This window comes from Legionella pelazae (assembly GCF_052527395.1).
Window position 1 is genome coordinate 1 of sequence record NZ_JBNVZS010000003.1, and the last position, 15,885, is coordinate 15,885.

Below are 15,885 nucleotides of genomic sequence, written 5' to 3' on the forward strand. Positions count from 1 at the left end.
AATCATAGTGTAGGCTGAATTATTAACATCATGTTCTATAAATTTCCATCCTAATAATTTGGTATAAAAGTCCTTAGCCTTGTTTAATTGGGGCGTTATTAATTCATGCCAACAAAATGGACTTGCACTTGGGTTAGACATACTTATCCTCATTATTAATTGATCTGGATTAGGCAATCATATAGGGATTAATTCTTTTAATATACTCTAACCATGTAAAGCATTTAAAAATGCTATTGCTAAAGTTCGCAAAACTAATGGTAATGAGTGTATAATATTAAGGTTTTAATTAATGTTTTGCGAGGATATGAATGGCTCAAGAAATGATGTCGACTGCAGAGATTATAGCGCAGGAACTCAAAGTTCAGATCTCACAAGTAGAGGCGGCTATTCGTTTACTTGATGAAGGCGCGACAGTGCCCTTTATTGCACGTTACCGAAAAGAAGCGACAGACGGACTTAACGATACTCAATTAAGAAAATTAGCTGAACGCTTGCACTATATTCGTGAATTAGATGAACGTCGTCATGTTATTCTACAATCAATTCGCGAGCAGGATAAATTAACACCTGAACTTGAGCAGTTGATCTTAGCAGCGGCGACTAAAACGCGTCTTGAAGATCTTTACCTACCTTATCGGCCAAAACGTCGTACTAAAGCACAGTTAGCTAGAGAGGCTGGCTTAGAGCCTTTAGCAGATAGCCTGCTGCAAGATCCTGCACAAGAGCCATTGCAAATAGCAAAACAATATATTAATACCGATCTGGGTATTCTTACGGCTGAGGACGCTTTAGAAGGTGCTCGCCAAATTTTAATGGAATGTTTTGCAGAAGAGCCTGAACTTATAACAGAGTTACGCGAATATTTGTGGAATCATATTGCTCTTAAGTCTACCGCTATAAGTGATGAGAAAAAAACTAATAATGCTGCTAAATTTAGTGATTATTTTGACTATGCCGAACCTATTAAAAAAATTCCTTCCCACCGTGCTTTGGCTCTATTTCGCGGGCGCCGTGAAGGTATCTTGCAATTTAAATTAGAGCTTCCTACGAATAATGACTATGGTCAACAGCGTATTGCTGCCTTTTTTAATATTACGAATCAAGGCAGAGCGGCAGATAGCTGGCTATTAGAAACAGTAGAAATGACTTGGAAAATAAAGCTATTTACCAAGCTTGAACTTGAATTACTTGCTCGCTTACGCGAGCTTGCTGATGAAGAAGCTATTCAAGTGTTTGCTCGTAATCTACGTAATTTATTATTAGCAGCGCCCGCAGGCTCCCAAGCAACAATTGGATTAGATCCAGGTATTCGCACAGGAGTTAAAGTTGTAGTAATCGATATAACTGGAAAGGTTTTAGATTATACGACTGTATTTCCTTTTGCGCCTCATAATGAGTGGCACCAGGCTATTGGTGAGTTGGCTAAACTCGCTGCTAAGTATCATATTAGTTTAATCAGTATTGGAAATGGAACAGGGTCAAGAGAAACTGAGCGCTTAGTTAATGATATGATTAAAATGTATCCGGATCTCAAATTAACTAAGGTTATGGTTAGCGAAGCAGGTGCATCTGTTTACTCTGCCTCTGAATTAGCCGCTGCGGAATTTCCTGATTTAGATGTAAGTATCAGAGGTGCTGTTTCGATTGCACGACGTCTTCAAGATCCGTTGGCTGAGTTGGTAAAGATTGAGCCAAAAGCAATTGGTGTAGGACAATATCAACATGACGTCAATCAAAGTCGTTTAGCCCGTAGCTTAGATGGTGTTGTAGAGGATTGTGTAAATTTAGTTGGGGTTGATGTAAATACTGCTTCAATTCCTTTATTAACTCGGGTTTCCGGGCTTAATGAGTCTTTAGCTAAAAACTTAGTCCAATATCGTGATGAACACGGTAAATTTGTTAATCGAGATCAACTAAGAAAAATACCTCGCATGGGGGATAAAACATTTCAACAATGTGCCGGTTTTCTGCGTATTATTAATGGCGAGAATCCCCTAGATGCTTCAGCAGTACACCCTGAAGCCTATCCTCTAGTAGAGAAAATATTAACCAAACAACAAGTTACACTTAATGACGTGATTGGAAACTATGATCTTTTGCAAAGTGTTAATGCCGAAGAATATGTTGATGAACAGTTCGGTTTGCCAACCATAAAAGATGTTTTAAAGGAGCTTGAAAAGCCAGGCCGCGATCCAAGGCCAAAATTTAAAACCGCTAGTTTTAAAGAGGGTATAGAAGATATTAATCATCTTAAAGAAGGTATGATACTTGAAGGTGTAGTTAGCAATGTCACTAATTTTGGTGCTTTTGTTGATATTGGGGTACATCAAGACGGCCTTGTGCACATATCAGCAATGACTAATAAATTTGTTAATAATCCACATGCTGTTGTTAAGGCAGGTGATATAATTAAAGTGAAGGTCATTGAAATAGATAAAGACAGGCGGCGAATTGGTTTAAGTATGAAGCTTGAGGAAGATAAGGCTTCAGGGAATGCTAAAAAAATAATAAAGCATGAGCATAGGGAAAAAGGAGAAAAAACTTTACCTATAAAGAAAAAACCTATAGTTAAGAAAACGGAGCAACATAAAAAAGGGATTGTTTCGACTAACAATAAGAAAGGAATATTTAATACAGCTATGGCAGATGCTTTAGCAAAGTTAAAGCGCGGTTCATGATGACTAATGTCCCTAAAGGTGAGATTACTATCCAAACTCTTGCAATGCCTGCTGATACGAATGCAAATGGTGATATTTTTGGCGGTTGGCTAGTTTCGCAGATGGATTTAGCTGCAGGCGTTTTAGCTAAAAAGGTATCGCAGGGGCGGGCGGTGACAGTGGCTATTCATTCCATGACTTTCCTTAAACCCGTGCGCGTAGGTGATATAGTCAGTTGTTATGTTGATTTAGTTAAGTCCGGAAAGTCTTCTATGACTATAGAAGTTGAAGTATGGGCTGAACCTGCTACAGGTTTAGATAAGTATCGTGTTACAGAAGGTACATTTGTTTTTGTCGCAATTGATGAATATGGCAAACCTAGAGAGGTACCTAAACACACATGAGCACTCATTTTGAAAGCTTAAAGAACTGGATTGCTGAGATGGCTAATCTAATTGAAGATAATTCTGACCCAGAGCCTCAGAATTTTACTCCTTTTCTTTACGAACCTGTTTTAGCTCTGCAGCTTATTGACTTAATAGCTTCCTTAAAGGAAGAAAGTACGGCTGAGGAAAATCCTTATTATTCTGCTTGTATCTTTGCTATAGATATTTGTGTTGCTCAACTACAATCAGCGCAAGAAACAGGAAATAAGTTAGCAATGAAAACATTAAATCAATTAATGGATCATATGGCTGATGCAATTCTAACGAGTAAACATTCCCTAGGCTTTTGGTTGCCTATCCTAAATGCTTTTTATGATGTGCATTTAGAGCTTTCTCCCAAATTACGAGAGGCTTATTTAATATTAGCCGAGGGTGATGATGAAAATAGTGATGTAAATGAGGACGTTAATCATCTAGATGCTATTAAGGATATGATAGAGGAGCTCTCTAATTTCTCTGCTTTTGATATTGCAGAAAACTTCTTTGCTCAAAGTCATGCCATGCCTGCTGATTTTTTTGTTGATTTAGTCATCGACCTTTATAGCATTGAAGAAGGCCATGAGATTGCTCTTCTTACTTTATTACATCCTAAACCTGCTGTAAGGGAAATAGTGATTGCAACCTTCGAACATTTAATGCCACGGATCGCTTTAAGCTCAGTTTCGCTATCACGCTTACAAGCAATTAAGAATTGGTACTCTCCAATTTATCATGATCAATTTAACCGCTGGATTAAAGAACAACGTAAGCAAGGCGTACTTTTTAATACAACTAAAGGTGTACCTATCGTTAAAATAAGAGCTAGTGAGGTCGATGGTAGCGGCGCTCAAGGTTTATTTATTCATGTTAAGGAAGGTAAAACCAACCGGCTTTGTGGTTTATTATTCAAACACGGCTTAGGTATTAAAGATGCTTGGTTAACGCCACCTATCAAGATACAAGACATCAAAAAATATTATGATGAAACATTTGATGATAATATTACTCTGCGGGAAGTAGATCTTACCTATCTGCAAACAATAACAGAACATTTTTTAGCTCTCACAATTGAGCAGGGCGGTATGCCTGATCTCCATTTATTAGAAATTCAAGAACTCTTGAGTATAACCTTTTATCCTCGTGTGCTGAATGTAGCAGAATTAATAGAAGAATTAAGTGTACAAATTTCTCCTTTTACACCAGATAAAATGCAATCATCACTTAAACGTTCAAAAAATTGGCTTGAAACCAAGCCCTTTACAGAGTCTTGGTACATTGAGAATGCTAATGTTGATAAGTTAGTAAACCGTTGTAGTAGTTTTGTAGAAGGTGTAAAGCTTTGTGTGATTGAAGATGCCATTCAAGCTGTTATGGAGCAAGAAATGGAATTAAATCGGGAGAAATGGCTTTTTCATTTTTTATGGATTACCTTATGGCTTAAGGCTAAAGCTCGTAAAAATGAAAAGGCTTGGCACGATAGTTTCTTTATTGCTTATGCTATTTATGAAAACATGCCCCTCTCCTCTATTCCTTTAATACGTGAAATTAGCCGGCAGACGGTTATCAATAGTATTGAGACTATGCATGATCGCCGCACTTACTTAAATCCTGAGTAAGTTTTTCTTAAAAAATAATTAGCACTAGCTTGTGGATAACTCTGTGTTTAAATTTCGAATAACTTTGTAATAAATATATTTTTTTACATTAAGCTTTTGAATTTAAAAATTTTTTTATAGAAAGTGGATGATGCTTAATTGTCTGCTCTGTGGATAAATTTGTGAATATACTAGTCACTCTTTAAAAATTTAATTTACACTTAACGTAGGTCTTAAAAATCTGATTAAATAAAAAGAATAAAGCCCAGGAATATACTTCTTAAATTAAAAGTATATATAATAAAATTTATCAACTCATTGAATACATGAATTTTACTCTAAACCTAATCATTATTATTGCTGATCAGTTCATGTTGTTCATTATCAACATGCTCGTTGCCAGACATGCGGGCGAAGTTTTGTTTGGTAATTACACTGTAGCAACCAGTTCACTTTGGTTGATCGCAACAATGATTACACTGGGGATTGATTCAATTATTGCTTATTATGTTCCTAAGTATTATGTCCAGAGTAAATATAGCGATATTGTAAGTTTAACGCGAGAAATTACAAATTTTTTAAAGCCTCTGTATTTATGGGTTATCGTATTAGGAAGTATTGGAGCAGTTGCCCTTATTGCTTTAGCATCTACACTCAGAAATATAGCATTGTTTGACATAAGCCACCCATTATATTTGTTTCTTTGGGGCACAGTAGCTTTATCTTTATATACCATTTCGATGCAGTATTTTCGAGCTATTAACTACATGCGTACGGCAATTTTATTAAGCTTAATGCAGACTATTTTTTACTTTATTTTAAGTTTGATTATTTATTTTTATCTCTATCCTGCCATTCTTCACGATGATAGACGTTATTTTGCTCATATTATGTTAATAGGGTTTATTTTAAGTTACCTACTAGTATTAATAATTGTTACCTTTCTTTATCAGCGTTCAGAGATACATTCATTTACATCTCGATCAACAACGACTAGCCTGGAGTGGAGAGATAAAATATATGGCTATACGATTCAAAACTTAAATCGTTATATTTTTACTGTCATTCCACTAATAGTTATCGAATGGTTAGGAACCAGTGAACGATCGGTGGGTTTATTTGCAGCTGTAACTTCCATTATTTCACTTGCCTCTGTTGCTATCTCTCCAATTGGAATATTAATTGGACCTGACATTTCTGCTTCTTTTGCGCAAAAACGCGAAATTCTTAAAAAGGTTATTCAAAAATACTTATTGATTTGTATTGGGATTGCCTTAATTGTTATGGTAATTCTTGGCCTATTTGCTAAACAAATCTTACTACTTTATCAATCTCAGTTTACTCAAGCATTACCTTACACTTATGTGTGTCTAATTAACATCTTAACTTATTCAATCACAATGCCTTTATCAAAAATGATTCAATATTCGCGCAGAGGTAGTGAAATTGGTGCCAAGTTGACGCTTAGCTTATTATTGTTCCAGTTTATTTCTTGCATTATTTTTATTAGATGGCTGGACCTTTTAGGTGCAATTATTTGCTATGTTGGCATCAATATTATCTATATTATAACCATGTTAATTTTAGGATTGAGAATTTATAAGACTGACCCTTTTGGTAGCGCAAAAGTATAAGTTACATTTAGCGATTCATGAACCATAGAATAATCATAATAATTAAACTAATAATAATTGAAGTGGTAAGCGGAAAATAAAAGGTAAAATTACCTTTTTTGATAAGAAAGTCTCCTGGTAGTCGCCCTATCCCTAATTTATGAATAAAAGGCCATATTAAGCCAATTATTATAAAAATAACACCTATTACAATAATAATTTTCTGCATAAAATTTTACCTAAGAAATTAAAAAAAAATGTATAGCTTATCTTAAATCATCTAGTTTTATCAGGACTTACGAAAAACCCCAATCTCTTTGTTAAAAAATGTTTTTAATTCAGTCCTACGTTATCTAAACTCCCTCATTAAAAACATTTTTTGCCTCGACCTTGGTGTTTTTCGTAAGTCCTGTTTATCTCATTGATGCCTCTAATTTGCCAATTAAGTTTATAATTTGATCTTGCTTTTTAGTTTTTAGGCACACTAAAATGAATTTCCTTTGTTTGAAATCATCTGCCTGGAGCTCTAATGAAAAATAATAAAAATACCTCCAACTTAGATTATAAGTATTTTAAGCTTAGTAAAACATATTTAGCTTCATTATTAGCAAGTAGTTTTTTTTCTCCTATAATACTCGCTGAAATAGAAAATACTCCATCAAATTCCTCGATAAACATTAATTACTTGCTTAAAGGTCACGTTGTATCGGCTTTATTACCAACTAAAATAGATAACGTCCTAAATGATGATGTTTTAATTAACTCAGGTATTATTAGAGGTGATAATGGTAATCCAGGAGAAGTATCTACAACTGCTACAGATATAGTAGGTAGTGGCGGTGTTGGCATTATTGGCTGGAATCTTAATATTGTGAACTCCGGAACTATTGAAGGCGGCTTTGCTAGCGGCCATATTGGCGATGAAACATTTAGAGCGCCGGCTATTGTATTTTTAGGTGGTGTAAATCGACTTGAATTACAACCTGGATTTTCCGTTACAGGTTTGGTAATTGGTGTGCCTAATGGGGATGATGTATTGGCCTTAGGAGGCAAGGGTAATTCTACTTTTGATGTAGGCTTATTAGGGACGGGCGGTCAATATTTAAATTTTTCAAATTATGAAAAGACAGGTAGTGGTACTTGGACCTTAGTTGGCTCTTTGCCAGATCCCAGTATGGTTACACCTTGGACTATCAATCAAGGTACATTAAGTATTTCAAGTGACGAGCAGTTAGGTGATAATTCAGGTTTATTAACCTTAAATGGTGGAACTCTACAAACAACGGTGCTTACCAATATCAATAGACCCATTATTTTGGCTGCACAAGGTGGGACGTTTGAAACTTTAGCTGATCTTAATATAACCAGTAGTATTAATGGTGTAGGCAGTCTAACTAAAGCAGGGCCAGAAACATTAATATTATCAGCTGTAAATACCTATACGGGACCAACTATTGTTGCTGATGGTACTCTTGCTTTAAGTGCAGCAGGTGATCTAGCTAGCAGTAGTGGGATTAACTTAGTTAATTCAGGTACAGTACTTGATATGTCTAACGCTACTGATAATAGGGTAATACAATCATTAGCGGGTGTGGCAGGTAGCTTAGTTAATTTAGGTAAAACCCATTTAATTATTGACCAAGCTAATACTACAACATTTGCTGGCGAATTTATAGGTACGAAAGGCTTTACTAAACAGGGAATAGGTACTCTTATTTTAACAGGTTCATCGCCCAATTATTCAGGCAGTGTTTTGGTTAACTCAGGTAACTTGGTTGTTAATGGCGTTTTAGGCGGGCAAATAGATATAGACTCAAATGGTCGCTTAAGCGGTAGTGGCACAGTAGGAACAACTTTAGTTGCAGGGACCCTTGCCCCAGGTAATTCAATGGGTACGTTAACAGTTGCAGGCGATTATACACAACTTCCAGGTTCAGTTTATGAGGTAGAAATTAATCCTACAGGTCAAGCAGATTTAATTAATATAACAGGTACGGCAACTTTACTACCTGGCTCAGGGATATATGTATTAAAGGGACCAGGTCCTTATAAAGCTGGAACACGTTATACTATTTTGACTGCAGCAGACGGCGTTAATGGAATTTATAGTAGCTTACTGCAAAATTTACCTTTTCTAGACTTATTTCTGAATTATGATACGAACAATGTTTATTTAGATATCATGCGTAATGAGAATACAATTCCTTTCTTTGCTAACACACCTAATGAAGTTGCTACTGCTACAAATGTAGAAAGCTTAGGAGCTGATAATCCAATCTATGACGCATTTCTAAATTTAGATAATGTGTCATTAATTCCACAAACATTAAATGATCTAAGTGGTAAAATATATCCTTCTACTTTAGGTGCTTTACTTGAAGAAAGCCGCTACGTACGTGATGCTATTTCTATGCGTCTAGACGATCAAGCGAATTTCCTACCACAAGTAAAAACCATTACAGGTCTTACTTTTTGGGCACATGGTTTTGGCGCTTGGGGTAAATTAGATGGCAACTACAATGCTAGCAAATTAGAGCGTTCCACCCAGGGCTTTTTTATCGGTGCAGATCAAGACGTAGGTGTAATAGGGCGAATAGGGCTTGTAGGTGGCTATAGTCGATCAAATTTTGATGTGGATCGGAGAAAATTGTTTAGTGAAAGTGATAATAGCCATCTAGGTCTCTACGCTAATGCATTTTACAATCGTTTTATTTTAAATATAGGCGCAGCCTACAGTTGGCACGATATTAGCACTAATCGCAGTGTTAATTTCCCAGCTTTTTATAATCATTTAACCAATAATTATAATGCTAACACCGCGCAAGTATTTGGTGAGCTTGGTTATGACTTACAAGTTAACCGCTTTTCTATCAAGCCGCTCGTTAATATTGCTTATATTGATGTTAGCGCAGATAAATTTAATGAGCATGGAGGTGCAGCAAGTCTAAGAGCTCGACAAGCTTCTCAAGACATGACCTATACAACTTTAGGTATAAGAGAAAAAGGCCTTTTATATGCAACAGATAACTATGCACTCAATCAACGGCTCTTCTTAGGCTGGCGTCATGCTTATAATAATTTAACGCCACAAACAACCTTTAATTTTGCTTCTGGTAGTTTGCCATTTTTAATCAGTGGGACACCCGTTGCTCGCAATGCACTCCTTTTGGATGCAGGCGTTGATATAGCACGTCCTGCGAATAATATGCATTTGACTGTTTCCTATTTTGGTCAGTTTGCTTCTCAAGTAAAAGACCATGGTGTTGCTGCGAGATTAACTTGGTGCTTCGATAATCCGAGTTCTACTCAGTAGAGGTAATTAAGTGAAGTTTTTAAAAAGGCCGTGGTTAGCCGCGGTCTTTAAGCAATACAATAAGGAGTAACCAAGAAAATAAATGTTGAGTCGAACCTACATTAACTGGTAATGATAGTTTCGTTTTTGCTTTTACGACTACTTAGTAAAAGCTCTTGCGCATGATTGCGAGTTTGTTCGGTAATAGTTAAACCACCTAACATGCGAGCAATTTCGTCAACTTTATCTTTTTCAGATAGGGCCAGAACATGAGAATAAGTCTGCTGGTTATCACTAAATTTTTCTACCACAAAATGATGATGAGCAGCTGCGGCAACTTGAGGTTGATGAGTGACACAAAATACTTGTAACCTTTCACCTAATTGACGTAGAAGTTGGCCTACTAAAGCGGCTGTTGCGCCTCCTATTCCAACATCAACTTCATCAAAAATTAACGTCGGTGTTGCACCTCGCTGAGCGGTGATCATCTGAATGGCTAGACTAATACGAGAAAGTTCGCCCCCTGAGGCAATTTTATTTAATGAATCCGGCGCCATCCCAGGGTTAGTACAAACTTTATACTCTACTTTATCGAGTCCATGAGGCTGCATCTTATCAAGGCTAGTTATCTCAATAGACACTTTTCCTTTAGGCATACCTAATTGTTTTATAATTTTGCTTATTTCATTGGCTAATTTTTCTGCATGGATGAGCCTTGAATGATGGAGTTTAAGTGCTGCTTTTTCATAGGCCTGCAACTGATTTTGATAAACCTGTTCTAAAAGTTGAATCTTTTCTTTTGCCTCTTGATAAGCTTGGAGCTCTTTTTGTAACCCATTAAAGTGATGAATAATTTGTTCAGGTGCTACATGATATTTACGGGCCATATGGTGGATAGTACTGATGCGATTTTCTATCTCTTGTAAACGCTCTGGATCAAGCTGTATACGTTCACCAAAATGTTGAATTTCATTAAGAGCTTCCTCGCACTGAATTAAAGCGCTATTGATGAGCTCTAATGCATTTTTAATACTAGTTTGCTCTTGAGGTAAATCTTGAATTAAGTGTAGGACAAGATTAAGTTGTTGATGAATACAAGGTTCATTGTCTGCATTTAATAAATGAGTAATTTGTTGTGTATAATGAATATAATCTTGAGCTCGATGTAATAATTGATGTTCTTCATTTAATTTTTTAATTTCATTTTCTTGTAAAGCAAGATTACTTAATTCATCAATTTGAAATTGTAAAAGTTCAACTCTATCTCTTGAATTTTCATGCGTTTTTAACGTATCAATTTCATTTTTTATTTTTTGGCATTGTTTATACAGACGCTGTACATTTTCTACAAGATTGTAGTGGTTTGCAAAGCGATCTAGTTGCTCACGATGAGTTTGATGCAGCATTAGAGTTTGATGCTGATGCTGGCCATGAATATGCACCAACATTTCACTTAGTTCTTTAATTTTTTGCAAGGGAAAAGGCTGGCCATTAATATAAGAACGTGAGCGTCCTTCGCTGTAAATAACTCGCCTTAAAAAAACCTCTCCCTCTTCACAGTTCAGATCATGCTCGGCTAACCAGTGAGCTGGATCACTGGCGCTATCAATTTGAAAAGTGGCATGAATGTCACACTTTTCTTCACCATATCGAACGACAGAAGCGTCTACTCGACCGCCAAGGGCTAATAGTAGCGCGTCAATCATAATAGACTTTCCGGCCCCTGTTTCGCCGGTGAAAGCACTCATTCCTCGAGTAAAATCAAGTTCAAGCAATTTGACGATAGCAAAGTTTTCAATACGTAAAGCAGTGAGCATGGCTTATCCTTGATGCTTTGATTCCCAGCCAAGTTTTATTCTTAGCGTATCATAATAATGATAATCACATGGATGCAATAAGCGAAGCTTTTGCTTATTTTGCTCAATACAAACTTGTTGGCCTGGTTTGACCATTCTTGATTCGTGTCCATCACAGCTAATTCGCAAATCTACTTCATTTTGCTTGCTAATAACTAAATCAATTACTGAACTAGCATCGACTACCAAGGGGCGCGAGCTCAAACTATGACAAAACATAGGAACTAAAACAATGGCGTTTAGTTGTGGGTGCATAATAGGCCCGCCTGCTGATAATGAGTAAGCAGTCGAGCCTGTAGGCGTGGCAAGAATCATCCCATCTGAGCGGTAATGGCTGACAAATTGCTTATCAATGTAGACATCAAATTCAATCAAATGGGTATCGCTACCACGTCCTAGTACAACATCATTTAAGGCATCACCACGAAAATAAGTTTCTTTACCATCATGAATTTTAGCCATTAATAAAAAACGTTTTTCTTCTATATAATTACCAATTAGAACTGCACCTAGTTGTTGTTCAATATCACTGGGTGAAATATCAGTTAAAAAGCCTAAACGACCTCGGTTAATACCTATAACTGGAACATCAACTAAAATGGCCATGCGCGCGGCAGACAGTAGACTACCGTCTCCGCCAACAACTACAATTAAATCTTTTTTTTGCCCTATTTGCTCATGGGGCATAATTGGCAAATCAGTGGCAAATTTATTAGCAGTATCACTATCTATAAATACTTCAATTTTCTGGGCGTCTAAAAAGTGATTAAGACGTTGTAGCGTCTCATTGATCTCCTGGGTTGCCCGATGCTGTCTTGCGTAAAGAATAACGCGCTCAAATTTAGTTTTCATAGTGATTAACTTTTAATTATCTGCATTAGCTCGTGATGTACGTTTGCGATCTGTTTCCTTTAATTCTTTCTTACGTAACCGAATGGATTGTGGGGTTACTTCAACTAATTCATCATCATCTATAAATTCTAGTGCTTGCTCTAAGGATAGCTTAATAGGTGGCGTAAGAAGAATATTTTCATCACTTCCGGACGCACGGATATTGGTTAATTGTTTTTCTTTAGTCACATTAACAACTAAGTCATTATCGCGTGAATGAATGCCTACAATCATTCCCTCATAACACATGGTTTGTGGCTCAATAAATAAGCGACCTCGCTCTTGTAAATTAAAAAGAGCAAAAGCACGTGCCATACCTTGGCAATTTGCAATCATAACACCGTTACTGCGTTTACCTAATCTACCTTTAACTGCCGGACCATAATGATCATACACATGATACATAAGTCCTGTGCCGGATGTACTTGAAAGAAATTCTGTATGAAAGCCAATTAAACCGCGCGTAGGAATAATGTAATCAAGTCGAACCCGGCCTTTACCATCAGGAAGCATATTTTGAAGTTCACCGCGCCTCTCACCTAATTTTTCCATAATCGTACCTTGATGGGTTTCTTCGACATCAAGGGTTAAACGCTCGTAGGGTTCTAGATATTGGTCATTTTCTTCCCGCATGATCACTTCGGGCTTAGAAATCGCCAATTCATAGCCTTCTCGGCGCATGGTTTCAATTAAGATAGATAGATGGAGCTCCCCTCGGCCGGAAACCCGAAATTTATCAGGATCGGCTGTATCTTCAACTCGTAAAGCAACATTATGTAACAATTCAGTCCCTAACCGTTCTCTTAATTTGCGGCTGGTAACAAATTTTCCTTCTTGGCCTGCAAAGGGTGAATCATTGACTTGGAATGTCATGCTAATGGTAGGCTCATCAACTAATAAAGGCGGCAGAGCTTCTACCTGATTAGGATCACATAAAGTGTCGGAAATATTGAGTTGCTCAATACCTGTTACGGCAACAATATCACCGGCACTCGCTTCTTCTATTTCAATACGCTCAAGTCCTTTAAAACCTAATAATTGTAGTAAGCGACCACTGCGAATCTGGCCTGCTTTATCAATAATTTTAATCGGTGATTTAGCTTTAATGTGACCTCGGGTAACGCGGCCGATACCAATGGTGCCTACGTAAGAAGAATAGTCAAGGGAGCTGATTTGCATTTGAAAAGGCCCTTCTTCATCCACGTCAGGGGCTTTAACTTTATCAACTATGATTTGTAATAGGGCAGACATATCGGTTGCTTCATCATTTAAATCAAGCTTGGCATAGCCATTTAACGCTGATGTATAAACTACCGGAAAATCAAGTTGGGTATCATTAGCGCCTAGATTATCAAAAAGATCAAAAACTTGGTCCATGACCCAATGGGGTCTTGCGCCTGGCCTATCAATTTTATTAATCACTACAATGGGATTTAAGCCACGCGCAAACGCTTTTTGCGTGACAAAGCGAGTTTGAGGCATAGGTCCATCAACCGCGTCTACTAACAGTAAAACACTATCAACCATGGATAAAATTCGTTCTACTTCACCACCAAAGTCAGCATGCCCTGGGGTATCAACAATATTGATTTGATAATTTTGCCAGTAAACACAAGTGTTTTTAGCTAAAATAGTAATACCGCGCTCTTTTTCTAAGGCATTGGAATCCATAATGCGTTCAATACGGGGTGCTCTTTCATTAAGCGTTCCTGTTTGTTGCAGTAACTTGTCAACCAAGGTGGTTTTACCATGATCAACGTGAGCAATGATAGCGATATTGCGAATCATTTCAATCATAAAAGGCCTTGTATTTAAAATGATGCGATTCTAACCCACTTGCAATAGGAAGTCGCCTATCAAGCTATTTTTATACCAAGTGGGATAGATTAGGATAAGAATAATTAATGCTAATGTTTATTAATTAGTCATTATAACATGGTAACGATAATAAATGCCATGGATATAGTTACAGCAAGTTACGGCGTAAAGAAATTATCATTTCTTAGTGAAACTTGACACATCCTGAAGTTCTATAGCGTCTTTAGTATCGTCTTTCTGATCAACTGGACCATGAAAATCAACACCTTTTAGGGCTGCATTGGGGTCTGTCGTTGATGATGACATAGGCTGTAGCTCTACCTGCTGTTTATCATCGTTCTTCTTGAAACCAAAATTGCTTTCAAGTCCTCTCTGAAACGCGCTCTTCATTTCCTTCCCAAAATTTTGTAAATCTTCGTTCTTATTAAGACCAAAATTGCTGTCAAGTCCTCTCTTAACTTCGCTAGTCATTTCCTTCGCAAAGTTTTGTATTGCGCGTTTATTCAAAACTTCATCAGTCACTTGGTCAATTTTAGCGCCGACGCCGTAAACAGCTTTGTCGAAGTCTTTTGCAGCCTGGACAAAATCTTTCGTGAGGTCATTCATCCCGGCTTCCCAAGTCTTGCTACTGTCCTCTTTTTTATTCGGATCATCTTTTTTATTACTTTTTTGAGGTTCTGGCCTTGGCGTAGTAACTTTTTGTTCTTCTGGGCTTTTAGCCGCTTTACTATCTTTGTCATCCTGTGCAGGAGGAACATTACCTGGACTTCCTACAGGAGACATAGCAGGAGATGTAGTATCTTTTTTAGGTTCATTAGTAGGCATAACAGTACTTCCCAAATAAAAGTCAATAAATCTTTACTAGATCATAGCATAATTCATCTTCTTAAGCTTTTTAATGTTCAATCTTTACAATCTCTAAACTATTTGCCGGGTGTTTTAAATAGGCTGCATTATACGTTAATTGGCGGATAATGAATAATATTATGAAAAATTGCTGACTCTTTATTAATATTGCGATAGCCATGGGCGATATCAGCATTAAAACGTAAACTATCACCTGTTTTTAAGGCGCACCAACTTTCCTTAATAAGTACGTCTATCTCACCCTTAATAACAATAATATGTTCGATTACGCCTTTAGCATGGGCAGACGATAATTGCTTGTAGCCGGGTAATAATTCTATTTGAAAGACTTCAAAACTTAATTGTTCATCAAAAGGGATCACGGGTACTAAGTAGAGTTTTTCTTGGTGATGATTGATAAGACGAGACTTAATATGCTTATAGCTAGCATCTTTTATATCTAAATTTTCTTTTAAAAAAGAAGAAAATGATACCCGAAAGCCACTAGCAATTTTCCATAAAGTAGCGACTGTGGGTGAAGATTCAAAACGTTCTATTTGGCCTAACATGGCTTTGCTTACAGTCGTTATTTGAGCTGTCTTATCTAAACTCCAACCCTTTTGTTGTCTTAAAAGTCGTAAGCGCGAACCAATAAAGCGTGTCAAATGATCCATTTATTCTCCTATTAACCATTGTGCGTTATAACGCTCAATGTTATGCTTACCACTAATGTGCGTTATAACGCATAGAGCATATAGTAGTAGCACTAAGTTAAGAAAGAAAGCTTCAGGAAGCCTTATTAATTATAAATCGTCATTCTTGCGATAGTGAGGATCTGTAAATCTATAGGTATCCATATCCTATATAAGAATGGATTCCCTCCTTCGCG

The 15,885-nt window shown here is 36.9% G+C and carries 12 protein-coding genes; 5 read left to right on the top strand and 7 right to left on the bottom strand.

The window, feature by feature from the left end; genetic code table 11:
* A partial coding sequence (locus ACQUW5_RS04550; protein ID WP_444990256.1) for a VOC family protein occupies nt 1-153 on the bottom strand: 153 nt, incomplete at its 3' end.
* Between the two features lie 158 nt (nt 154-311).
* On the opposite strand from ACQUW5_RS04550, the gene ACQUW5_RS04555 reads away from it, so the two are divergent.
* From ACQUW5_RS04555 to ACQUW5_RS04570, 4 genes are all read left to right on the top strand, one after another.
* Nucleotides 312-2,681 carry a Tex family protein gene (locus ACQUW5_RS04555; protein ID WP_444990032.1) on the top strand — a complete coding sequence of 790 codons (2,370 nt, stop codon included), beginning with the start codon at nt 312-314 and terminating at the stop codon, nt 2,679-2,681.
* Nucleotides 2,681-3,064, top strand: coding sequence for an acyl-CoA thioester hydrolase YciA (gene yciA / locus ACQUW5_RS04560; RefSeq protein WP_444990257.1), 384 nt, complete (start codon nt 2,681-2,683; stop codon nt 3,062-3,064). Before ACQUW5_RS04555 ends, yciA begins: the two co-directional genes overlap by 1 nt.
* Nucleotides 3,061-4,701, top strand: a complete 1,641-nt coding sequence (locus ACQUW5_RS04565; protein ID WP_444990033.1) for a Y4lR C-terminal helical domain-containing protein — start codon at nt 3,061-3,063, stop codon at nt 4,699-4,701. Before yciA ends, ACQUW5_RS04565 begins: the two co-directional genes overlap by 4 nt.
* Nucleotides 4,702-5,006: 305 nt before the next feature.
* Nucleotides 5,007-6,314 (top strand): MATE family efflux transporter, encoded by a 1,308-nt coding sequence (locus ACQUW5_RS04570; protein ID WP_444990034.1) that lies wholly within the window; start codon nt 5,007-5,009, stop codon nt 6,312-6,314.
* Between the two features lie 7 nt (nt 6,315-6,321).
* On the opposite strand, the gene ACQUW5_RS04575 is transcribed toward ACQUW5_RS04570, so the two are convergent.
* Nucleotides 6,322-6,522 (bottom strand): DUF2905 domain-containing protein, encoded by a 201-nt coding sequence (locus tag ACQUW5_RS04575; protein WP_444990035.1) that lies wholly within the window; start codon nt 6,520-6,522, stop codon nt 6,322-6,324.
* A gap of 300 nt (nt 6,523-6,822) precedes the next feature.
* On the opposite strand from ACQUW5_RS04575, the gene ACQUW5_RS04580 reads away from it, so the two are divergent.
* Nucleotides 6,823-9,606 (top strand): autotransporter outer membrane beta-barrel domain-containing protein, encoded by a 2,784-nt coding sequence (locus ACQUW5_RS04580; protein ID WP_444990036.1) that lies wholly within the window; start codon nt 6,823-6,825, stop codon nt 9,604-9,606.
* 101 nt (nt 9,607-9,707) lie between these two features.
* Here ACQUW5_RS04580 and recN read toward each other — a convergent pair whose 3' ends face one another.
* From recN to ACQUW5_RS04605, 5 genes are all read right to left on the bottom strand, one after another.
* A complete protein-coding gene (gene recN, locus ACQUW5_RS04585) occupies nt 9,708-11,402 on the bottom strand; it encodes a DNA repair protein RecN (RefSeq protein WP_444990038.1) in 1,695 nt (564 codons plus the stop codon).
* Nucleotides 11,403-11,405: 3 nt separating this feature from the next.
* Nucleotides 11,406-12,293, bottom strand: coding sequence for an NAD(+) kinase (locus ACQUW5_RS04590; protein ID WP_444990039.1), 888 nt, complete (start codon nt 12,291-12,293; stop codon nt 11,406-11,408).
* Between the two features lie 12 nt (nt 12,294-12,305).
* On the bottom strand, nt 12,306-14,129 hold the full coding sequence (typA, locus tag ACQUW5_RS04595) for a translational GTPase TypA (protein ID WP_444990040.1): 1,824 nt from the start codon (nt 14,127-14,129) through the stop codon (nt 12,306-12,308).
* Nucleotides 14,130-14,327: 198 nt separating this feature from the next.
* Nucleotides 14,328-14,975 (bottom strand): hypothetical protein, encoded by a 648-nt coding sequence (locus ACQUW5_RS04600; protein ID WP_444990041.1) that lies wholly within the window; start codon nt 14,973-14,975, stop codon nt 14,328-14,330.
* Nucleotides 14,976-15,103: 128 nt separating this feature from the next.
* Entirely contained in the window at nt 15,104-15,670 is a 567-nt protein-coding gene (locus ACQUW5_RS04605; protein ID WP_444990042.1) for a helix-turn-helix domain-containing protein, read from the bottom strand.
* Nucleotides 15,671-15,885 lie beyond the last annotated feature (215 nt).